Here is a 20,302-nt window from a genome sequence, read left to right as displayed (position 1 = left end):
CCCAAGCATTACTCACCCGTCCGCCGCTCGTCAGCAAAGTAGCAAGCTACCCTCTGTTACCGCTCGACTTGCATGTGTTAGGCCTGCCGCCAGCGTTCAATCTGAGCCATGATCAAACTCTTCAATTTAAAGTTCGATACTCAATGAATTGCTGAAGTGTTTGTGCACTTCGACAGTCATTGAAAAAACAATATTTTTTTGCTTTCTCAACCCTGCGAGTGCCCACACAGTTTGCTTGATAAGTTGTTAAAGAGCGTTGACCTTCAGCAGGTCAGGGCTGCGTATTCTACGCCACCCTTTTAATTCGTCAAGCGCTGAAGCAAACTTTATTTCGTTTTGTTTCAACCCTTGTGACCGTGAGCGGCTTGCCCCGTGTCAGTGGATGCGCATTATAGGGAGCCGCGATTTTTGCGCAAGGGCTTTTTTGTGAAAAACGACACACCGGCGCTCGTTCGATTAATTTTCAATCAATCCAGTTTTTATTGGCCCATTCTGATCCCGATCCATGCTTTCCGGTCATGCCACATATAATTTGCATATAAAATACTTATATTTGGTGGCCGCCATGCAATTCCTCGATGCGGAAAGAGAAAACAAAATATGGCCCCTGTTCCGACTGGAGTTCCGGGTATTCTTCCTGGGTGGTGCCCTGTTCTCGGTACTCGCCATGGCATTGTGGAGCTTAACGCTATCAGGCGTAACCTTGCTCCCCGGTGTCGTCAATCCCATTGGGTGGCACGCCCATGAGATGATCTTTGGCTTTGCCCTGGCTATCGTCGCCGGCTTTGTGCTGACCGCCATTCAGAACCGGACCTGGATCCCGGGGATAAGGAGCTGGCCGCTGGCCCTGGTCGCCGCGCTCTGGCTGCTGCCACAACTGTTGATGACGGTGCTAGGCGAACAGAACGGTCTGGTCCTGCTGCTGGACTTACTCTGGCTGCCGATGTCGCCGACTTGCTGGCCCGGCCCATTATTCAGATCAAACAATGGCGCAATCTGTTTTTTGTGCCCCTGCTGAATGCGCTTAGCTACTATGCCGCTGTTAGCCTGGGCTGGCTGTTGTCGGAACGAATTTATCACCGCCGTCTTAGCACTGACCGGTTTGCTGACCGTGCTGGGAGATCGGGTGATCCCGTTTTTCACCGCCAATGCGGCCCAAACACCCAAGCCCATCCCTCTGCCCTGGCTGGAGAAACTGAGTCTGGACAGCCTGTAGTCTGTACCCTGGCCTAGCTGATCCTGCCCCGAAATGCATTTTTTAATGGCTTACTGGGTGTCTTGTTGCTGGTATCCGCCCTTGCCCGGCTGGCCCGCTGGAACAGCAGGCTTACCCTGAATATTCCGCTGCTGTGAGTTTTACACCTGGGCTACTTCTTTATTCCCCTCAGGCTACTGGCCCTGGCCGCGGCCATGTTCGAGCTGGGGATCGGTGTTGCCCTGGCCAGCCACTGGCTGACCGCCGGCGCTCTGGGCACAGTTATTCTAGGCATGATAGCCAGGGTCTCCCTCGGCCACTCCGGCCAGTCCATGGAAATCGGCAAGCCGATAGTACTGGCATTCGTACTGATTGTCCTCGCTGCCCTTATTACGCAGCCTGCTGCCGATGCTGGCTCCCGGCACAGTACCCTGGCCTACCATGCCAGCGGCCTGCTCTGGGTACTGGCGTTCGGTTTGTTTACCCTGAACTACTGGCCGATCCTGACCCGCCCGCGTGTTGGTATGGGGTGCCTTGTCCTGACTTTCTCCTTAACTGAACGGCAATTGGCCTACGCGGGATTTTTAGTTACTGATTGAGCACCAAGCCATTGCTATCCGCATCCAGGGTCAGCGCCTTGCCCGGAATAATAGCACCGGACAGGATAGCCTGGGCCAGGGGATCTTCCACCTTGTGCTGGATAGCCCGCTTTAACGGCCGGGCCCCAAACAAGGGATCGAAGCCGGCATGGGAGAGTTTCTCCAGCAGTTGGTCGGTGACCGTCACCTCGAAGCCCATGGCCTCCAGCCTGGCCAGCAGTTCCTGCATCTGGATGCCGGCGATGGACTTGATCTGCTCCTGCGCCAGCGGATGGAACACCACAGTCTCGTCGATACGGTTGATAAACTCGGGCCTGAACTGATGGCTCAATACCTCCATCAGCATGGCTTTCATCTCCTGATAGCCCTTCTCATCATGATGTTCCTGGATCAGATCCGAGCCGATATTGGAGGTCATGATCACCACCGTATTGCGAAAATCCACGGTCCGCCCCTGCCCGTCCGTGAGCCGGCCGTCGTCCAGCACCTGCAGCAGTATGTTGAACACATCCGGGTGGGCTTTTTCCACCTCATCCAGCAGGATCACCGAATAGGGTTTGCGCCGCACCGCCTCGGTCAGATAGCCCCCCTCTTCGTAACCCACATAGCCGGGAGGTGCCCCCACCAGGCGGGACACCGCATGCTTCTCCATAAACTCCGACATATCGATGCGCACCATGGCATCCCGGCTGTCGAACAGGAAGTCGGCCAGGGCCTTGCACAACTCGGTCTTACCCACACCGGTCGGCCCCATAAACAGGAAGGAGCCCACCGGGCGGTTGGGATCGGACAGACCGGCCCGACTGCGGCGAATGGCATTGGCCACCGCCCCCACCGCCTCATCCTGACCGATGACCTGCTGATGAAGGGAGTCCTCCATGCGCAGCAGCTTGTCTTTTTCTCCTTCCAGCATCTTGGCGACCGGAATGCCGGTCCAGCGTGACAGCACGTCGGCGATCTCCTCATCGGTGACCCGGTTCTTCAACAGGTGCTGCTCCTGGGTCTCGGTTTCGGCCTCAGACGCCTGCTCCAGCCGTTTTTCCAGCTCAGGGATACGGCCGTACTGCAACTCGGACATGCGTCCCAGATCGCCAGCCCGACGGGCGACTTCCAGATCCTGACGCACCTGCTCCAGTTCCGCCTTGATATGCTGGGTGCCGGCCAGGGCGGCTTTTTCCGATGTCCAGATATCCTCCAGCTCGGCGTATTCCCGCTCTTTCCCGGCCAGCTCATCGCGGATCAACTGCAAGCGCTTGCGGCTGCCTTCATCGTCTTCCTTCTGCAGCGCCTGCTCTTCCAGTTTCAGCTGGATGATGCGTCGATCCAGCTTGTCCAAAGGCTCGGGCTTGGAGTCGATTTGCATGCGGATGCTGGAGGCGGCCTCATCAATCAGATCGATGGCCTTGTCGGGCAGCTGGCGATCGGCGATATAACGGTAAGACAGGGTCGCCGCCGCGACGATGGCCGGATCCGTGATCTGCACATGATGATGCAGCTCATAGCGTTCCTTTAAGCCGCGCAGGATGGCGATGGTGTCCTCCACACTGGGCTCGTCCACCAGCACCTTCTGGAAACGGCGCTCCAGGGCCGCATCTTTTTCCACATACTGGCGATACTCATCCAGGGTGGTCGCGCCGACGCAATGCAATTCGCCGCGGGCCAGTGCCGGTTTCAGCATGTTACCCGCATCCATGGCACCATCGGCCTTGCCGGCACCGACTATGGTATGCAGCTCGTCGACAAACAGGATGACCTGACCTTCCTCCTTGGCCAACTCATTGAGCAGCGCCTTGAGCCGCTCTTCAAACTCCCCTCTATACTTGGCGCCGGCCACCAGGGCCCCCATATCCAACGACAACACCCGCTTGTTTTTCAGCCCCTCGGGTACCTCGCCATTGATGATACGCTGGGCCAGGCCCTCGACGATGGCGGTTTTACCCACCCCCGGCTCACCGATCAGTACCGGGTTGTTCTTGGTACGGCGCTGCAACACCTGGATGGTGCGACGAATTTCATCATCCCGGCCGATCACCGGATCCAGCTTACCCTGCTCGGCCCGCTCGGTCAGATCTATGGTATATTTTTCCAGGGCCTGGCGGTTTTCTTCGACATTGGGGTCGTCTACCTTCTGGCCGCCGCGTACCTGATCGATGGCCTGACTCAGCCTTTCCCTGGTCGCCCCCGCCCGCTTGAGGATATCCCCCAGCTCGCCCTTGTCATCAAGCGCCGCCAATACAAACAGTTCGGAAGAGATATAGGCGTCTTTACGCTGCTGGGCCAGCTTGTCACACTGGTTGAGCAGGCGCCCAAGACCCTGGGATGGCATCACATCTCCATCGCCGCCACTGACCTTGGGCATCCGCTCCAGGGCTTTATCCAGCGCCACCCGCAGGCCGTTACCGTCTATCCCCGCCATGGTCAGTAAGGGCCGCAGGGTACCACCATCCTGGTTGAGCATGGCCAGCAGCAGGTGAACCGGTTCTATATAGGCATGATCCCGCCCCAAGGCCATCGACTGGGCATCTTGCAGGGCGAGTTGGAATTTACTGGTAAGACGATCGGGGCGCATCAGTGATCTCCTCAAAAACCGCCACCGAGGGCGGGAAAAGATGAATTACTGATATTAAAGATGGGGTTAGGTGGGCAGATTTCAACCAGCCCACTTAAGATATTTCTAATCTAGCCAGATCAGGCTGGCCATACGACCGGTCTGCCTGTCCCTGCGATAGGAGAAAAAGCGTTCGGCATCTGTATAGGTGCAGTATTCGCCACCATAGATATGATGTACGCCGGCCGCGGCCAGCCGTAAACGCGCCAGATGATAGATATCGGCAAGCCATTTATCCCCCCGGGCCATGAAGGCATCGACGGCCAGGGTCGAGTGGCTGGCAAAGGCTTCCCTGACCTCTCCGCCCACCTCGAATGCCTTGGGACCGATGGCCGGCCCCATCCAGGCCAGTACCGACTCAGGATCGACCTTCATCTCCGCCAGGGTGGCTTCCAGCACCCCGGCAGCCAGGCCGCGCCAACCCGCATGCGCCGCTCCGACCACGGTGCCGGCCTGATCACAGAACAGCACCGGCAGGCAGTCGGCGGTCATCACCACGCAGATCTGGCCCGGCGTCCGGCTGACCACCGCATCGGCCGTTGCCTGCTCCCCGCTGTGGGGCAGGGTCAGCACCCGGGTGCCGTGCACCTGATCAAGCCACAGGGGCTCGGCGGGCAAATTTAAGTAGGCACCCAGGCGTTCGCGGTTAAACGCCACATCGCCCGGCCTGTCGCCCACATGGCTGCCCAGATTCAGGCTGTTGTAGGGCGCCTGACTGACTCCGCCATGGCGATCGGTTTGTACCGCACAGACAGAGGCGGGCGCAGGCCAGTCGGGCAGGATTACATCCATACCAGATCATCCGGATTGGCGGCGGTATCGGCCCTTAACAACGTGACCAGCTCAATCATGTCGTCCGGCACGGGGGCGTGCCATTCCATCATCTCACCGGTGATCGGATGCTCCAGGCGCAGCATCACCGCATGCAGGGCCTGGCGCTTGAAGCCACGCAGAAACTCCAGCAGCTCGGGGCTGGCACTGCGCGGCGGCTTGAGGCGACCACCGTAGACGGGATCCCCCACCAGCGGGTGCTTCAGATGGGCCATATGCACCCGGATCTGGTGGGTACGGCCGGTCTCCAGCCGCAACCGCAGCCGGGTATGGGCTCGGAATTTTTCCATCACCCGGTAGTGGGTCACCGCCGGCTTGCCCGCAGCCACCACCGCCATCTGGATGCGCTGGGTGGGATGGCGGCCGATATTGGCATCGACGGTACCGCCGGCGGTCATGTGGCCGATGGCAACGGCTTCGTACTCGCGGGTGATGTGGCGAGCCTGCAGGGCGCTGACCAGATAGGTCTGGGCGGGTACCGTCTTGGCCACCACCATCAGGCCGGTGGTGTCTTTATCCAGACGATGGACTATGCCCGCCCGAGGTACTTCGGCGATATCGGGACAATGATGCAGCAGGGCATTGAGCAGGGTGCCGTCGGGCGTGCCGGCACCGGGATGCACCACCAGGCCGGCCGGCTTGTTGATCACCAGGATATGCTCGTCCTCATAGACGATATTCAGATCCATGGCCTCCGGCTCGAAGCGCACCTCATCCTCCAGTTCGGCTTGCACCACCACCTGCTGGCCCGTCACTACCTTTTCCCTGGGCTTGTTGACGATCTGCCCATCCAGGCTGACCTGATCCTGCTGGATCCAGGTTTTTATCCGGGTGCGGGAATAATCGGGGAACATTTCCGCCAACGCCTGATCCAAACGTTGACCATATTGATGATCGGCAACGACGCCGTTCAGTGTGATTTGCTGGCTCATGGAGACCACTGGTTACCAAATGAAGTTTAATTGGTTATTCTAGCGGTTCTTTACGCTGAGCTTAATCAGTTTCCGCTTACTCCGTTTCTAACTCGCAAAAAAATGGACCCAATCAATGGCTAAACAAAGAAGCGTAATGCTCACCCTGACCCTGGCACTCGCCCTGGTCGCCACCGGCTGTTCCTCCACCAAGAAGGACCTGGTGCCGGACGAGCCGCCCGAGGTGCTGTATCAGGATGCCCAGGAACGCTTGCAGTCAGGCAACTTTTTCCGTGCCGCCGAGCTGTTGGAAGCCATGGACTCCCGTTACCCCTTCGGCCCCTACTCCAATCAGGTGCAGCTGGATTTGATCTATGCCTATTACAAACTGGATGATACCACCCGGGCCCTAGCCAACATCGATCGCTTTATCCGGCTTAATCCCAACCATCCGAGCGTGGATTACGCCTACTACATGCGTGGCCTCACCAATATGTCCGCCGACTATAACTTCATCCAGAACCTGTTCAACATCGACCGGGACGACCGGGATCCTGCCTATGCCCGCCAGGCCTTTGCCGATTTCCGTCAGTTGCTGCGCCAATACCCGGACAGTGTCTATGCCGCCGACGCCCAGGCCCGTATGATCGGGCTGAAAAACCGCCTAGCCAAGCATGATCTGACGGTGGCCCAGTATTATATCAAGCGGGGTGCCTGGCTGGCCGCCGCCAACCGGGCCAAATATGTGGTACAGACCTACCCCGATACCGAGATGATGAAGCCAGCGCTGGAAATCATGGCCGAGGCCTACGGCACCCTGGGCTTGACCGAGATGGCCAACAACGCCAAGGCCGTGCTGAGGGCCAATTTCCCCAACAGCTGAGCCGCCCCGGCATCCCGTCACAGCCATAAAAAATCCGCCTGCATCGGCGGATTTTTTTCGGGCTGCCAAGAAAGCGGACTGACCGGCTACTCCGCCTGAGTACCGAAATAGGCAGCCAGGTAATCATCGAAGGAAATGGCATCCGACATCTCCAGCTTGCGCTGCCGCGCCAGGGAACGGACGCTCTCCTCATCGAAATAGACATCCCCCCAATAGCCAGGCTTGGCCTGCACCAGCTGTTCCTGGTACTGCTTGGCCAGGGCCAGGCCGAAGGGCTGGATATCCAGATGATCCTGCAGCAGGCGTGCCAGCACCTGGGCAGACAGGGTTTGGGACGGATCACGCAAGGCCGCCAGTTGCTGCCGATGGGCCTCGCCGTAGCATCCCTGGCCACAGCAGGCATCGAGCAGGCCGGCAACTTCTCCCAGTTCGGCAAAATAGCGCTCGCCCAGCTCAGCCAGGGTGAACGGCTCGCCGCCCATGACCTCCAGCTCCAGCCCGGGCCGGCGGCCTTCCAACACCACCTTGGTAAAGTTGCGGCGGTTGAGGGCAATTTCTTCTTCCGCTAACGGTGCCGACGGCGTTAACAGGCACCACAGCAGGAAGGTATCGAGGAAGCGTATCTGCGACTTGTCTATCCCCACGGCGGAGAAGGGATTAACATCGACGGAACGCACTTCGATGTATTCCACGCCACGGGTGGCCAAGGCCTCCGACGGCTTTTCTCCGCTTTCCGTGGTGCGCTTAGGCCGAATCGGAGCATAGAGTTCATTCTCGATTTGCAGCACATTGTCGTTCAGCTGGCGGTACTCACCGTTTACTTTCACACCAATCTTGGAAAACTCGGGCGCATGGGTGCCGATGGCGCGCTGCAAGGAGGACACATAAGAGTCTAGAGAGTTAAGGGAGATATTCAGATCGGCCTGGGCATTGTTGGTATAGCCCAGATCAGATAACCGCAGCGAGGTGGCATAGGGCAGATACAGGGTGCCCTGGCCGAGCCGTTCGAAGGGCAGATGATGCTGCTTGCCTTCGAGGAAAGAACCGCACAGGGCCGGAGAGGCGCCAAACAGATAGGGGATCAGCCAGCCATAACGATAAACATTGCGGATCAGTCCCAGATAGGCTTCGGACACAAAATCCTGCAAACAACCACCATCCCCTTCCAGCGCATGCCATTCGCTCCAGAAACTGTCCGGCATGGAAAAATTAAAGTGCACCCCGGCAATGACCTGCATCTGGCTGCCATATCTATGGTGCAGTCCCTGACGATACAGGGTTTTCATCCGTCCGACATTGGAGCTGCCGTATTGGGCCAGGCGTATCGGATCCTCCTCCTTGAGGAAACAGGGCATGCTCAGGGGCCAGAGCTGCTCACCGTCAAGATGTTGCATCACATAGCGGTGAATGTCGGTCAACTGGGATAGCAAGATCTCAACCGAGTCCGACACCGGGGTGATAAATTCCATCAGGGATTCGGCAAAATCCGTGGTGATATTGGCATTGGTCAGTGCCGAGCCCAGCACCCTAGGATGATCGGTTTGTGCCAGATGGCCCTCGCCGGTAATGCGCAAACATTCCCGTTCTATGCCGCGGCGAATACCTTTGATGGCGGGCAGCCGCTGCGGGCTTTGAAGTGCCTGCACTCGGGCAGCCAGAGATGGTTTTTTTGGGGTCATGGGCGTTCGCTCTGTATGGCCTGCAGGCCAGGGGCCACCTGGCCCCTTAACTCAATGTTTAAATCGTGCATGGGAAGATGAAGCCTCGCCAGCGATTTTTCAAGCTTCGCCTTGTCGCCCACCACTAAAATCACCAATTCTTTGTTGTCCAACCACTCACGGGCCAGCTCGGTCAAGGCCGCCGCATCCACCTCGGAGACAATTTTCTGCTGCTCGCTCAGGTAGTCGGGAGCCAGATCCAACATGGCCAACTGCAACAGGAAGCCGGCTTTCTTGCCCAGGCTTTCGTAGGACAAGGCATCCTGCTGGGAGAAGGTGCTGCGCAGATAAGCCAGTTCTTCCGGGGTTGGCCCCTCTTCCCTGAAGCGGGACAGCTCATCCAGAATATTCTCTATCGCCGGCACTGTGGCATCGGCCCTTACATCGGCCGCCACCACGAAGACGCCGGCATCCCGGTTGCCGGTAAAAAACGAGTTGGCGCCATAGGTAAAGCCCTTGTCCTCCCGCAGGTTCTGGTTGATGCGGCTGTTGAAATTACCGCCCAGATTAAAGTTCATCAGGTTGGCGCGGAAAAACGGACCGGTCGCATCCAGCGGCAGGGCCCGTCGGCCCACCCGCAACACCGATTGCACGGCGCCGGGCACATCCAAAATATAGATCCCCGGCTCGGCCTGCTGCGGGGCTACCTTGACCGGCGGCAGGCTAGCGGGTTCTCCCTGCCAGTGGGTCAGGAACTGCAGGGCCTGTTTTGCTTGCCGCTGTTCCAGGGCACCCACCACTATGCCATGACCGTTGGCCGGGTTATAGAAGCGCCGATAATAGTCACGGACCTGCGCCAGGGTCAGGGTCTGCACCTGTTCCACCAGGCCGTCATCAGGCAAGCCCATGCGGGTATCAGCGCCATAAGCCAGCTGCCTGAAGCCATGCTGCGCCAACCAGGAAGGCTGGTGCTGACTCTGGGCCATGCCTTCCAGCTGGCGGGCCTTGAGCTGCTCGAAGTCCTGCTCTCTGAACCCCGGGTTAAACAGCAGCTCTTCCACCAGGGCCAGCGTCTGCGGCAGGGTGTCGGTCAGGCTGTTGATTTCAATCAGGTTGGTATAAAAACCGGTGCGCACGCTGATGCTCGAACCCAGTCGCTCCAGCGCTTCGCTGAACTCTCCCGAACTCAACCCCGCCGTGCCCTGATTCATCATGGCTGCGGTCAGGTTGGCCAGACCATAGGCGCCTTCCGGCTCCGCCCTTTGCCCGCCGGGAAAGGCCAGGATGATGGAGACCGCCGGGATCTCATTGTTTACCGTGCCCAGCAGCCGGATATTGTTATCCAGGCCGTCCAGCCACAGGGGCGGTACCTGGACCTGCACCGGTGCACCGACCGGCGGCATCTTGCTGCGATCGAAATCATCATTCACCTCGCGCAGGGGCAGGCTTTCGACATGGGCGATGGCCGGCAGCTCCCGCGCAGGGATAGGATAATTGGGCGTGGCCGCCGCCCACTCCGTCTTGCCTTCGGGTACCACACTGAGTACAACCCTGGGGTGGTTCAGCAGATATTGCCGGTACTTGTCCATCACCTGCTCGGGCTGGACCTCGGCCGTGGCCCGCCAGGCATTGATCACATACAGGGGATCGTCTTTTAATACCTGGCCCAGCGATAATTGCCGCGCCTTGCCCTCGACACTGTCCAGGCCGAAGATAAGCTCGGATCTCAGCACATTCACCGCTTTATTGACGTCGTCTTCCGCTATGCCACGCTCGGCGATACCCTCGATAACCGCATCTATCTCCGTCACCAGCGGCGTCAGGTCCCCCTCCTTGGAGGGATTGCTATAGGCCCAGAGGGTTAGGGTACAGGACAGCTCGGAACAATAGTGGCTGGCTCCGGTGCTGACCGCCTTGCCGGTCTCGACCAGTTGTTGATGCAGCAGCGAGCCCTTGCCCCCCCCCAGCACGTTGGCCAGCACATCCAGGGCGGCTTCATCCTTATGTCCCAGATAGACGGTCGGGTAAGACAGATAGACCAGGGGCAGGCGGATGCGGGTATCGACCAGGGTCTGATAACGACTCGCGTCCAGCCTGGCCGGTGCCGGTTCGGCATCGATGACCTCGGGACCGGCGGGAATGGGCCCGAAATACTTGTCGACCCAGGCCAGGGTCTGCTCCGGTTCAAAACTGCCCGAAATAACCAGGGTGGCGTTGTTGGGACCATACCAGCGCAGGAAGAAGGCCTTGAGGTCATTAACCTCAACCCGGTCGAGATCTTCCACATAGCCGATCGGCTGCCAGCTATAGGGGTGATCCCGGGGATAGAGCAGCTCCCCCATGCGTTCACCGACCAAGCCATAAGGCTGGTTATCCAGCCGCTGGCCTCGTTCATTCTTCACCGTTTCGCGCTGGATCTCGAACTTTTTCTGACTCACAGCGTCCAGCAGAAAGCCCATACGATCGGCTTCCAGCCAGAGTACTTTTTCCAGATGATTGGCCGGTACCGTCTGGAAATAGTTGGTCCTGTCCTGGTTGGTAGTGCCGTTCATAGAGCCACCGGCCTCGTTGATCAGGCGGAAATGCTGCTGATCGGCCACATGCCTGGAGCCCTGAAACATCATGTGTTCGAAGAAGTGGGCGAAGCCGGTTTTACCGGGCTCTTCCCGGGCCGAGCCCACATGGTAGGTGATTTCCACATGCACCAGAGGATCCGACTCGTCCCGGTTGAGGATCAGGGTCAAACCGTTGTCGAGGCGATACATCTGATAAGGGATCACCAGCTCATCATGGCCCCGCTCAACCTCCTGTACCAACACAGGCGCGGCGGAAGTCAACAAAGGGAACAAGAGTAATAACAGGGACCAGTACTTCATGGCATATCCTTGACGAAAACCAGTGAAAAACAGGGTAACCGGACGACCCGGCCCGGCGCAAGCCGGGCCTTTGCTCAGGGCATCAGCAGCAGTTTGCCACGGGTATGGCCAGTTTCAATCTGCCGGTGAGCAAGGTTTCCCTCGGCCAGGGGGTAGATCTGGCTGACTTCGACCCAGAACTTGTCTTCGGCCAGCGCCTGCATCAGGAACGCCAGTTGTTCGTTGTCGTTGCGCTTGAGCATGCCGGTTGCCGCTATGCCTTTCTCTTTGGCCGCGGCGATCACCGCATCGGCGGTGATCGTTGGCACAGTCACCACCCGGCCACCCGGCCGTACATGCGACAGAAGCGACAGGCCGGCAGCTCCCCCCACCAGATCAAACAGCAGATCCACCGGAGCCATCGCCGTCATCTGTGCGGCATCACGATAATCCAGCACCTCATCGGCGCCCAGTGATGCCATAAAATCATGGTTATGGACCGAGCCCAGCGCCACCACGGTCGCCCCCATGTTCTTCGCCATCTGTACCGCCAGATGACCCACACCACCGGCGGCGGCGGCAATCAGCACCCGTTCGCCAGCCTGCAACTTGCCATGCTCGGTCAGTCCCTGCCAGGCGGTCAGGCCCGCCAGGGACACGCCGGCCGCCATCTCATCGAGTACAGAGGAGGGTACCGGCAGCAGCTCATGTTCACCAACCACGACTTCTTCGCTGTAGGCACCGCCCGAGACCAGTCCGAACAGGCGGTCGCCCAGCTGATATTGGGTCACCTCCGGGCCCAGCTCACAGACGGAGCCCATCAGCTCGAATCCGGGGGACCAGGGCAGCCGGTCCTTGATGGCCTGCGCGCCCCAGCCCAGTCCGGCCCGGGTCTTGGCGTCGATGGGATTGACCCCGGCATAATGCATCCTGACCCGAACTTGTCCCGCCTGCAGGGGAGCAGAGGCCGACTCGACCTGCACCAATTGATCGGCATCGCCGAAGGCCTGAATAACCAGCTGTTTCATACTGACTCCTTGTTCTGTTTGACTGGCAATTGCCAACTGCCATCACGGCAGCATACCACCCGGCCCGACCGAGCCCAATGCCGATCAGCGCCTGATACCGATCATAAGCTCGAACCGTTACTGCCACCAACAACAGGCTTCGAGTGACCCCGGTAAATATTGGCTAGACTATCCAGTATTGATACCCTGCTGAGGGTAACCAGCCCACGGCAAGAGACGACTTACAACAAGGTGTCCAATATGACCCGACTGTTTTTATTGCCGCTGATCCCGGCCCTGCTGTGGTACCTGTTTCTGCTGTACAACCAGATCCCCATCAAACAGGGGGCCCGGGTGTTTTACTGGATCATCGGCCTGGGCTGGGGCCTGGCCGGCTTTTTGAGCCTGATGATGCTGATTACCTGAGCGGGAATGGAAACGACCACGCCCCTCCCGCCGTCCACTACCAATAATTTTCCATCAGTATCTGCCCCGGCTTACGACGCAGGTGCTTAGTCAACCCCTTGGCCTTGAGTTCGGTGATGGTGTCGTGCACCATCTGCGGGTTACCGCAAAGCATGACCCTGCTATGCTCGGCCGAGAACGAGGCCCCTACCCTGGCCTCCAGGCTGCCATCCTTGATGGCATGGGTAATACGGCCTTGTCCGGCTCCCTGAAGCCGCTCCCGGGAGACAAACGGCAGATATTCAAAACCGGGCCTGTCCCGGGTAACGGCGGCTATCTGCTCCCGGTAGCACAGTTCATAGGCAAAACGCACGCCATGCACCAACAGGATGCGTTCGAACCGTTGCCAGCAGCTGCCTTCGGTCAGAATCGAGACAAAAGGCCCGATTCCCGTCCCGGTGGCGATCATCCACAGATCCCGTCCCGGGGGAACTTCATCCAGGGTAAGGAAACCGGCAGCCTGACGCTGCACCAGCACTTCGTCACCCACCTGTAAACCGGCCAGGTGGGGCGTTAGCTTACCTTCGGGGATGATGACCAGATAGAATTCACAATCCTGGCCCGGGGCATTCACGTAGGAGTAAGCGCGGGATACTTTTTTATCTTCGGTGATCAGCGCCAGCTTGGTGAACTGGCCGGCCTGGAAACCGTCCACCTGCGCATCCACCACCAACGAAAACAGGTTTTCCGTCCATTCCTTGCGCGCCTTGACTCGCCCTGCTACCCAGTCTGCCATGCTTCGCTCTCCGCTTGTCTTTCACTCCACTGTAGCCTTATTGCGGGCAATAAAAAACCCGCGACAAGCGCGGGTTTTTTTAATCAGCAGCCGAACTTAGGCGGCAACGACCTGGATTTTAACGGTCGCTTTAACGTCGGCGTGCAGTTGCACACCCACTTCGTACTCGCCTACGTTGCGCAGTACGCCTTCATAGAGGCGAACTTCGCTCTTGGCAACCTCAACACCGGCGGCGGTGATGGCATCGGCCACGTCGCGGGCACCGATAGAGCCAAACAGCTTGCCTTCGTCACCGGACTTGGATGCGATAACCACGTTTTCCAGGCCGGACAGTTGGTCGGCACGGGCTTGGGCTGCGGCCAGTTGGTCGGCCAGCTTGGCTTCCAGCTCGGCGCGGCGGGCTTCGAAAGCCGCTACGTTGTCTTTGGTAGCCAATACCGCTTTGCCCTGGGGCAGCAGGAAGTTACGGGCATAACCGGATTTAACGGTTACCTGGTCGCCCAGGCCGCCCAGTTTGGCGATTTTATCAAGCAGAATAACTTGCATTACCTTTCCTCTTTAAGTGAACGAGTTAGGCCGCTGCTTACTTGTGCAGATCGGTGTAAGGCAGCAGGGCCAGGTAACGAGCGCGTTTGATCGCACGGGCCAGCTGGCGCTGATATTTAGCGCGGGTGCCGGTGATGCGGCTCGGTACAATTTTACCGGACTCGGTGATGTAGTTCTTCAGGGTAGCTACATCTTTGTAATCGATCTCGGTGACACCATCAGCGGTGAAACGGCAGAACTTACGACGACGGAAATAACGTGCCATGATCTATGTCCTCAACTTCTCGTGAATTACTCGGCAGCTTCGGCACGAAAATCTTCGCGCTTGGGCTGACGCTCGTCTTTGGCCTTGGCCATTTCGGAGGGCTCGGTGTAAGCCTGCTTGGTGCGCATGATCATGTTGCGGAGCACGGCATCGTTGAAGCGGAAGTTGGTTTCCAGCTCGTCGATCACTGACTGATCGGCTTCTACGTTCATCAGAACATAGTGGGCCTTGTGCAGTTTGTTGATCGGGTAAGCCAGCTGACGGCGGCCCCAGTCTTCCAGGCGGTGAACCTGACCACCGGAGGTGGTGATGGCGCCGGTGTAGCGCTCAATCATACCGGGAACCTGTTCACTCTGATCAGGGTGAACCATAAATACGATTTCGTAATGACGCATGGATTGCTCCTTACGGGTTATAGCCTCGGCGCGGGCTCAGTCACACCAGCGGAGGCAAGGAACGTTTAGTTTTTTGACTGATTTTAAGGTCGCGTAGTGTAAGGGATCCCCGCCCCGGCGGCAAGGGGTTAAATTCGAGGGCTGGGCAATACCGCTCCCCGGCCCTGCTCCCCAATCCCCGCGGTTAACGCAGCCGACGCTGCAGGGCGATGGCACCGATCACCAGCAGGGCCCCCGCGTATACATTCCACGCCGGGAACTCGGCAAACAACAGCATTCCCATCAGGGTCACGAAAATCAGTCCCGAGTATTCGCTGGCGGCGATCTTGCTGGCATCGGCCATGGAATAAGCCAGTATGCACACGCCCTGATAGATGATGCCGAGTAGGGTGGCGCCCAGCAACAGCAGCCAGACTTCAGCACTTAGCGGCTGCCAATCGGGCAGCGCCAGCGCCAGGCTGATCGGTATCGCCAGCAGTTGGGTCAGGAACAGGGTCGCCAGCACGGAGCGCCCCCTGGGCAAGCGGCGGACCAGCACATTGCTGGCCGCCATGGAAAACGCCGTGAGCAGCGCCAGCCAACCGGCCCAGTGCCATTGGGCCGGGTTCAATACCACCAGGATGCCGACAAAGCCCAGGATACTGATGCCGTAGGCCTGGCCGCGCACCTGCTCCTGGCTCCACAGGGCGGCCAGCGGCAGCGTCATCAAGGGGGCCGCGTAAAATACCGCATTGGCGGTGGCCAGGGGCAGGTAATAGAGGCTGACAAACACGCCTACCGAGCCCATCAACAGCAAGTGCCCGCGCAGCAGGTGGATTTTCCATTGGCCCAATCCTTTGCGTTCGTCAGGCAGCCTCAGCCAGAAGGGCCACAGCAAGGCGCTGGTTATCATAAAGCGCAGGGCCACATACTGATAAGGGTTGAACTGGGCCTGGCCGAGCAACTTGACCAATACATCGCCGAACGAGATCATCAGGTTGCCGACCACCAACAGCGCGATCGCCAGCAACTGACTGTCGGCGGACACCCGCGCCCTTACTCGCTGCACACCAGCTCCATATCCTGATGAAGTATGCCGTCTTCCAGATATTCGTCACTGACCGGCACAAAGCCGAGTGAGCGATAAAAGTCTCGAATATACACCTGGCCGCTCAGGCGCAGCGGATAGCCCGGCCAGTGCGTGGTTGCCGCCTCGATGGCCTGCTGCATCAGCACCCGGGCCAACCCCTGGCCGCGCGCCGCCGGCACCACGACCAGCCGACCAATCCACACATGCTCGGCCGTCTGTACGCCCGGACCGAGAATACGGCCGGCAGCTCGCAGTTCCCCCCGCTCCCAGGCCATGACATGGAGCACGTCGGGCAGGATATCCAGGCCATCAAGATCCTGGTAGGCGCAGTCCTGCTCCACCACGAAAATTTGGCAGCGCAAGGCCAGCAGCCGGTACAGCTGTTCGCGGGTTAACTGTTCAAAAGGACAAATTTGCCAATACATAATCACTCTCCCCTGGATAGATAGGCAGCATATAAATGGCCCGGCTAGGAAGCATTAACCTTTGTTAATTCGACGCTTTATCCGGCTAAGACTGATGGGGGTAATACCTAAATAAGCGGCAATCTGATGCTCCGCTACCCGCCCCAGCAAGTGGGGAAAACGCGCGCGAAAATCACGATAACGTTCGCCTGGACTCAGGGTCAGCAACAACGCCTCCTTCTCTTCCTTAAACCGGAGCTGAGTCTTGAGCAGCTCAAGATATATCCGTTCATAGGCAGGAAAACCGCTCCCGGCCTGCGACAGGCAGGCTAGCGGTAACAGATACAGCGCGGTAGGCTCTAACGCCGTCAGCACATAGGGGCTGGGAGCTTGGCTTAAATGACAGTAGTAATGAAAGAAGGCGTCTCCTTGCCAGAAGAATTCCTTGATATACTCCCGGCCATCTTCCTTGGGGAACACGGCTTTAAGCAAACCTGAGCGGACCAGTACCAATTGATCAGGGCAACTCCCTACAGGCCACAGAATTTCCCCCGGAACCAGTCGTTTGGCGGTCAGCCTGGATTGTATATAGTGCCAGTCGGCACTATCACATCCCCAGGCATCAAGCCAGTAATCATCGTTCAGCATCAACAACCTCGTTGACGCACTATCTCAAACAGACAGACCCCGGTGGCCACCGACACATTCAGGCTGGACACGGAGCCCGCCATGGGGATGCTGATCAGCTGGTCGCAGTGCTCACGGGTCAGGCGGCGCATGCCCTTGCCTTCGGCGCCCATCACCAGCGCCAACGGCCCCTCCAGCTTGGCTTGATACAGATGGTGTTCCGCCTCACCCGCTGTCCCCACCACCCAGACGCCTTTATCCTGCAGGGTGCGTAGGGTACGGGCCAGGTTGGTGACCTGGAACAGGGGGACGCTCTCGGCGGCGCCGCAGGCCACCTTGCGCACCACGGGTGTTAACCCGGCGGACTTGTCTTTCGGCACTATGACACCCTGTACACCGGCGGCGTCGGCGGTGCGCAGGCAGGCACCCAGGTTATGGGGATCGGTCACGCCATCCAGCACCAGCAGCAGCGGGCTGGGCTGGGCGGAGAGCAGCACCTCCAGATCCGCCTCGTTGAGGGTGGGTTGCGCCTTGACCTTGGCCACCACCCCCTGATGCTGGCCGCCATTGGCCTTGGCATCCAATGCCTGGCGGCTGGACGGCTGGGCCTTGACGCCTACCGCCAGCAGACGCGCCTGCAGATTGTTCAACCGCTCGTCTTCGCGCCCTTTAAGGATCCACACCTCCAGCACCTGCTCCGGGTGGGTTTCCAACAGGGCATCCAGGGCGTGGATGCCGAAAATCAGTTCAGTGCTCATTCATTATGCTCAGAAATCGGGGATTAGGGATTAGGGATTAGGGATTGGTCGGGGATCTGTTCCCCTGTCACCAGTCCCTATTCCCTACCAACTATCAGCGACGCTTCTTGCCGCCTCGGGATTTGGGTTTATCCCCTTTGTCGGCTTTCGCGTCGGGTTTATCGCCACTTTTGGGCTTGGCCCTTTGCCGGGATTTGAGGTTTTTCGCGCCCTTGCCGGATTTCGCCGACTTGACGCCGGCAGGCAGGGGCTCTTCCACCATGTCGAAGTCGATCTTGCGCTCATCCAGGTTGACAGCCATCACCTTGACCCGCACCTTGTCGCCCAGCCGGTAACGGCGGCGGAAGTTTTCGCCGATCAGCAGCTGGCGGGCCGGATCAAACTGGTAATAGTCGTTCTGCAGGCTGGAGATATGCACCAGGCCGTCGATATGGATTTCATCCAGGCGCACGAAGAAGCCGAAGCCGGTGACGTTGGCGATGGTGCCGCCGAACTCGCTGCCCACATGGTCGAGCATGTACTCGCACTTCAACCAGTCGGCCACGTCGCGGGTGGCGTCATCGGCCCGACGCTCGGTCATGGAACAGTGCTCGCCCAGGGGGGCGACTTCGTCGTACTGGTAGTTGAAGCCGCCGGTGGCGGTCCATTTCTGCCCCGGTTGGCCATATTCCTTGGCCAGCTGAAACTTGATGGCCCTGTGCAGCACCAGATCCGGATAACGGCGGATCGGCGAGGTAAAGTGGGCGTAGGATTTCAGCGCCAGGCCGAAGTGCCCCATGTTGTCGGCCTGATAGACCGCCTGCTTCATCGAGCGTAGCAGCATGGTCTGGATCAACTCGGCATCGGGCCTGTCCTTGATCTGTTCGGCCAACAGCGCATAGTCGGCCGGTGCCGGCTCCAGTCCCCCCTTCAGCTCCAGGCCCAGCTCGCCGAGGAAGCTGCGAAAACCCACCAGTTTTTCTTCACTCGGCTTGTCATGCACCCGGAACAGGGTGTCGGCGCTGTGCTTCTCGATAAAACGGGCGGCGGCAACGTTGGCCTGGATCATGCACTCTTCGATGATCTTGTGGGCATCGTTACGCACCAGCGGCACTATGCGCTCTATCTTGCGCTGGGGGTTGAACACGAAGCGGGTTTCCTCACTTTCAAACTCCACCGCGCCGCGCTGGTGGCGGGCACCCTTGAGCGCTTGATACAGCTTGTTCAGCTCTTCCAGATGGGGCACCAGCGGCTGGTAACGCTCACGTAGGGTTTCATCCCCTTCCAGGATCGCCGCCACCTTGGTGTAGGTCAGGCGGGCATGGGAGTTCATCACCGCTTCGTAGAAATTGAAGCCGGACAACTTGCCGGTAGCGGAAATGGTCATCTCCGCCACCATGCACAGCCGGTCGACCTGCGGGTTCAGGGAGCAGAGACCGTTGGACAGCACCTCCGGCAGCATGGGGATCACCTGCTCGGGGAAATACACGGAGTTGCCGCGCTGATGAGCTTCGCCGTCCAGGGCCGTGCCCGGGCGCACATAGGAAGACACATCCGCGATGGCCACCCACAGCCGCCAGCCACCGGAGCGCTTGGGCTGGCAGTAAACCGCATCGTCAAAGTCGCGGGCGTCTTCGCCGTCTATGGTGACCAGGGGCAGATCGCGCAGATCCTTGCGGCCCTTCTTGGCCTCTTCCGGCACTGCTTCGCTGAGCTTGGCAATTTCCTGCTTGACCTCTTCCGGCCACACGTGGGGAATACCGTGGCTGCGCAGGGCTATCTCAATCTCCATGCCCGGGTCCATGGTCTCGCCCAGCACCTCAATGACCTTGCCCACTCCGGTCATGCGCTTGGTTGGCCGCTGGGTAATGGTAATCACCACCACCTGGCCCATGCGCGCTCCCATGGTTTCTCCCTGGGGGATTAAGATATCCTGGGCGATGCGGCTGTCGTCGGGCACCACATAGCTGACTCCGTTCTCCACGAAATAGCGACCGACCACATCCAGATCCCGGGACTTGAGGATGCGCACCACCCGGGCTTCCTGCCGGCCCCGGCTGTCGAAGCGCAGGGGCTGCACCAGCACATAGTCGCCATGCATCAGGGCATCCATTTCCCGCTGGGCCAGGAACAGGTCGTCACCGCCGTCCTCCTGGCGCAAAAAGCCGAAGCCTTCCCGGTGGCCGATGACATAGCCTTTGATCAGGTTCAGTTTATCGGGCAGGGCATAGCATTTGTTGCGGGTAAACACCAGCTGGCCGTCACGCTCCATGGCGCGCAGCCGACGGCGCAGGGCCTCGGCTTGCTCTTCACCATCCAGTTCCAGCTCGGAAAACAGCTCGTCCCGGTTGGCCGGGGTTTTGCGTTCCTTGAGGTGTTCCAGGATAAATTCCCGGCTGGGGATGGGGTTTTCGTATTTATCGGCCTCGCGCTGGAGGAAGGGGTCTTGGTTTTCTGACATAGAAAGTGGTCCATTTGAGCACTGTGATAAGGGAAGTATATTCGATAGAG

The 20,302-nt window shown here is 59.1% G+C and carries 20 protein-coding genes and 1 rRNA gene; 5 read left to right on the top strand and 16 right to left on the bottom strand.

The annotated features are described in order from the left end of the window. Window positions 1-128 (bottom strand): 16S ribosomal RNA (locus ABD806_RS14820); the annotation flags it as partial. A gap of 437 nt (window positions 129-565) precedes the next feature. On the opposite strand from ABD806_RS14820, the gene ABD806_RS14815 reads away from it, so the two are divergent. From ABD806_RS14815 to ABD806_RS14805, 3 genes are all read left to right on the top strand, one after another. Beyond that, window positions 566-1,018: an NnrS family protein gene (locus ABD806_RS14815; protein WP_344959380.1), complete on the top strand. Its 453-nt coding sequence runs from the start codon at window positions 566-568 to the stop codon at window positions 1,016-1,018. Window positions 1,019-1,033: 15 nt separating this feature from the next. Then, on the top strand, window positions 1,034-1,216 hold the full coding sequence (locus ABD806_RS14810; RefSeq protein ID WP_344959378.1) for a hypothetical protein: 183 nt from the start codon (window positions 1,034-1,036) through the stop codon (window positions 1,214-1,216). Window positions 1,217-1,410: 194 nt separating this feature from the next. Then, window positions 1,411-1,794, top strand: a complete 384-nt coding sequence (locus ABD806_RS14805; protein WP_344959376.1) for an NnrS family protein — start codon at window positions 1,411-1,413, stop codon at window positions 1,792-1,794. Here the strand turns inward: ABD806_RS14805 and clpB are convergent. The 3 genes from clpB to rluD all read right to left on the bottom strand — a co-directional run bounded on the left by clpB (window position 1,784) and on the right by rluD (window position 6,165). Then, window positions 1,784-4,363, bottom strand: coding sequence for an ATP-dependent chaperone ClpB (gene clpB, locus ABD806_RS14800; RefSeq protein ID WP_344959374.1), 2,580 nt, complete (start codon window positions 4,361-4,363; stop codon window positions 1,784-1,786). The genes ABD806_RS14805 and clpB overlap by 11 nt on opposite strands. Before the next feature lie 105 nt (window positions 4,364-4,468). Next, complete coding sequence (gene pgeF, locus ABD806_RS14795) at window positions 4,469-5,194, bottom strand: peptidoglycan editing factor PgeF (RefSeq protein ID WP_344959372.1); 726 nt, start codon at window positions 5,192-5,194, stop codon at window positions 4,469-4,471. Then, window positions 5,185-6,165, bottom strand: a complete 981-nt coding sequence (gene rluD / locus ABD806_RS14790) for a 23S rRNA pseudouridine(1911/1915/1917) synthase RluD (RefSeq protein ID WP_344959370.1) — start codon at window positions 6,163-6,165, stop codon at window positions 5,185-5,187. The genes pgeF and rluD overlap by 10 nt, the downstream gene beginning before the upstream one ends. A 115-nt stretch (window positions 6,166-6,280) precedes the next feature. On the opposite strand from rluD, the gene ABD806_RS14785 reads away from it, so the two are divergent. Beyond that, a complete protein-coding gene (locus ABD806_RS14785) occupies window positions 6,281-7,027 on the top strand; it encodes an outer membrane protein assembly factor BamD (protein WP_344959368.1) in 747 nt (248 codons plus the stop codon). Between the two features lie 86 nt (window positions 7,028-7,113). Here the strand turns inward: ABD806_RS14785 and gshA are convergent, their stop codons facing one another. The 3 genes from gshA to ABD806_RS14770 form a co-directional block, all read right to left on the bottom strand. Then, entirely contained in the window at window positions 7,114-8,706 is a 1,593-nt protein-coding gene (gene gshA, locus ABD806_RS14780) for a glutamate--cysteine ligase (protein ID WP_344959365.1), read from the bottom strand. Next, a complete protein-coding gene (locus ABD806_RS14775; protein WP_344959363.1) occupies window positions 8,703-11,561 on the bottom strand; it encodes a M16 family metallopeptidase in 2,859 nt (952 codons plus the stop codon). Before ABD806_RS14775 ends, gshA begins: the two co-directional genes overlap by 4 nt. 74 nt (window positions 11,562-11,635) lie before the next feature. Next, entirely contained in the window at window positions 11,636-12,568 is a 933-nt protein-coding gene (locus ABD806_RS14770; RefSeq protein WP_344959361.1) for an NADP-dependent oxidoreductase, read from the bottom strand. Window positions 12,569-12,808: 240 nt separating this feature from the next. On the opposite strand from ABD806_RS14770, the gene ABD806_RS14765 reads away from it, so the two are divergent. After that, window positions 12,809-12,973: a hypothetical protein gene (locus ABD806_RS14765; protein WP_344959359.1), complete on the top strand. Its 165-nt coding sequence runs from the start codon at window positions 12,809-12,811 to the stop codon at window positions 12,971-12,973. A gap of 37 nt (window positions 12,974-13,010) precedes the next feature. Here the strand turns inward: ABD806_RS14765 and ABD806_RS14760 are convergent, their stop codons facing one another. The 9 genes from ABD806_RS14760 to rnr all read right to left on the bottom strand — a co-directional run bounded on the left by ABD806_RS14760 (window position 13,011) and on the right by rnr (window position 20,252). After that, window positions 13,011-13,748, bottom strand: a complete 738-nt coding sequence (locus ABD806_RS14760; RefSeq protein WP_344959357.1) for a ferredoxin--NADP reductase — start codon at window positions 13,746-13,748, stop codon at window positions 13,011-13,013. Between the two features lie 96 nt (window positions 13,749-13,844). Continuing rightward, on the bottom strand, window positions 13,845-14,294 hold the full coding sequence (gene rplI / locus ABD806_RS14755) for a 50S ribosomal protein L9 (protein WP_344959353.1): 450 nt from the start codon (window positions 14,292-14,294) through the stop codon (window positions 13,845-13,847). 37 nt (window positions 14,295-14,331) lie between these two features. Beyond that, the gene (rpsR, locus tag ABD806_RS14750) at window positions 14,332-14,559 is read right to left on the bottom strand and encodes a 30S ribosomal protein S18 (RefSeq protein ID WP_116475046.1); all 228 of its coding nucleotides are present in this window, start codon (window positions 14,557-14,559) and stop codon (window positions 14,332-14,334) included. Between the two features lie 26 nt (window positions 14,560-14,585). Beyond that, window positions 14,586-14,954: a 30S ribosomal protein S6 gene (rpsF, locus tag ABD806_RS14745; protein WP_344959350.1), complete on the bottom strand. Its 369-nt coding sequence runs from the start codon at window positions 14,952-14,954 to the stop codon at window positions 14,586-14,588. A gap of 184 nt (window positions 14,955-15,138) precedes the next feature. Beyond that, window positions 15,139-16,002 carry a DMT family transporter gene (locus ABD806_RS14740; RefSeq protein WP_344959348.1) on the bottom strand — a complete coding sequence of 288 codons (864 nt, stop codon included), beginning with the start codon at window positions 16,000-16,002 and terminating at the stop codon, window positions 15,139-15,141. Next, entirely contained in the window at window positions 15,990-16,448 is a 459-nt protein-coding gene (locus ABD806_RS14735) for a GNAT family N-acetyltransferase (protein ID WP_344959346.1), read from the bottom strand. The genes ABD806_RS14740 and ABD806_RS14735 overlap by 13 nt, the downstream gene beginning before the upstream one ends. A gap of 54 nt (window positions 16,449-16,502) precedes the next feature. Next, window positions 16,503-17,075, bottom strand: coding sequence for a Crp/Fnr family transcriptional regulator (locus ABD806_RS14730; RefSeq protein WP_344959344.1), 573 nt, complete (start codon window positions 17,073-17,075; stop codon window positions 16,503-16,505). Then, window positions 17,075-17,812 carry a 23S rRNA (guanosine(2251)-2'-O)-methyltransferase RlmB gene (rlmB, locus tag ABD806_RS14725; RefSeq protein WP_344959342.1) on the bottom strand — a complete coding sequence of 246 codons (738 nt, stop codon included), beginning with the start codon at window positions 17,810-17,812 and terminating at the stop codon, window positions 17,075-17,077. Before rlmB ends, ABD806_RS14730 begins: the two co-directional genes overlap by 1 nt. Before the next feature lie 94 nt (window positions 17,813-17,906). Beyond that, the gene (gene rnr, locus ABD806_RS14720) at window positions 17,907-20,252 is read right to left on the bottom strand and encodes a ribonuclease R (RefSeq protein WP_344959341.1); all 2,346 of its coding nucleotides are present in this window, start codon (window positions 20,250-20,252) and stop codon (window positions 17,907-17,909) included. Window positions 20,253-20,302: the final 50 nt, after the last annotated feature.

The organism is Zobellella aerophila (assembly GCF_039539325.1).
GTDB classification, from domain to species: domain Bacteria; phylum Pseudomonadota; class Gammaproteobacteria; order Enterobacterales; family Aeromonadaceae; genus Oceanimonas; species Oceanimonas aerophila.
This window is presented reverse-complemented; position numbering and strand designations above follow the sequence as displayed.

Excerpts from the sequence above, each read along its gene's own strand:
- ABD806_RS14810 (WP_344959378.1), top strand. The coding sequence starts at position 1,034 with ATGCCGCTGTTAGCCTGGGCTGGCTGTTGTCGGAACGAATTTATCACC.
- ABD806_RS14765 (WP_344959359.1), top strand. The coding sequence starts at position 12,809 with ATGACCCGACTGTTTTTATTGCCGCTGATCCCGGCCCTGCTGTGGTAC.
- rpsF (WP_344959350.1), bottom strand. The coding sequence starts at position 14,954 with ATGCGTCATTACGAAATCGTATTTATGGTTCACCCTGATCAGAGTGAA.
- pgeF (WP_344959372.1), bottom strand. The coding sequence starts at position 5,194 with ATGGATGTAATCCTGCCCGACTGGCCTGCGCCCGCCTCTGTCTGTGCG.
- rplI (WP_344959353.1), bottom strand. The coding sequence starts at position 14,294 with ATGCAAGTTATTCTGCTTGATAAAATCGCCAAACTGGGCGGCCTGGGC.
- rpsR (WP_116475046.1), bottom strand. The coding sequence starts at position 14,559 with ATGGCACGTTATTTCCGTCGTCGTAAGTTCTGCCGTTTCACCGCTGAT.
- ABD806_RS14805 (WP_344959376.1), top strand. The coding sequence starts at position 1,411 with ATGTTCGAGCTGGGGATCGGTGTTGCCCTGGCCAGCCACTGGCTGACC.
- rnr (WP_344959341.1), bottom strand. The coding sequence starts at position 20,252 with ATGTCAGAAAACCAAGACCCCTTCCTCCAGCGCGAGGCCGATAAATAC.
- ABD806_RS14815 (WP_344959380.1), top strand. The coding sequence starts at position 566 with ATGCAATTCCTCGATGCGGAAAGAGAAAACAAAATATGGCCCCTGTTC.
- rlmB (WP_344959342.1), bottom strand. The coding sequence starts at position 17,812 with ATGAGCACTGAACTGATTTTCGGCATCCACGCCCTGGATGCCCTGTTG.
- ABD806_RS14760 (WP_344959357.1), bottom strand. The coding sequence starts at position 13,748 with ATGGCAGACTGGGTAGCAGGGCGAGTCAAGGCGCGCAAGGAATGGACG.
- ABD806_RS14775 (WP_344959363.1), bottom strand. The coding sequence starts at position 11,561 with ATGAAGTACTGGTCCCTGTTATTACTCTTGTTCCCTTTGTTGACTTCC.
- clpB (WP_344959374.1), bottom strand. The coding sequence starts at position 4,363 with ATGCGCCCCGATCGTCTTACCAGTAAATTCCAACTCGCCCTGCAAGAT.
- gshA (WP_344959365.1), bottom strand. The coding sequence starts at position 8,706 with ATGACCCCAAAAAAACCATCTCTGGCTGCCCGAGTGCAGGCACTTCAA.
- ABD806_RS14735 (WP_344959346.1), bottom strand. The coding sequence starts at position 16,448 with ATGTATTGGCAAATTTGTCCTTTTGAACAGTTAACCCGCGAACAGCTG.
- ABD806_RS14730 (WP_344959344.1), bottom strand. The coding sequence starts at position 17,075 with ATGCTGAACGATGATTACTGGCTTGATGCCTGGGGATGTGATAGTGCC.
- ABD806_RS14770 (WP_344959361.1), bottom strand. The coding sequence starts at position 12,568 with ATGAAACAGCTGGTTATTCAGGCCTTCGGCGATGCCGATCAATTGGTG.
- rluD (WP_344959370.1), bottom strand. The coding sequence starts at position 6,165 with ATGAGCCAGCAAATCACACTGAACGGCGTCGTTGCCGATCATCAATAT.
- ABD806_RS14785 (WP_344959368.1), top strand. The coding sequence starts at position 6,281 with ATGGCTAAACAAAGAAGCGTAATGCTCACCCTGACCCTGGCACTCGCC.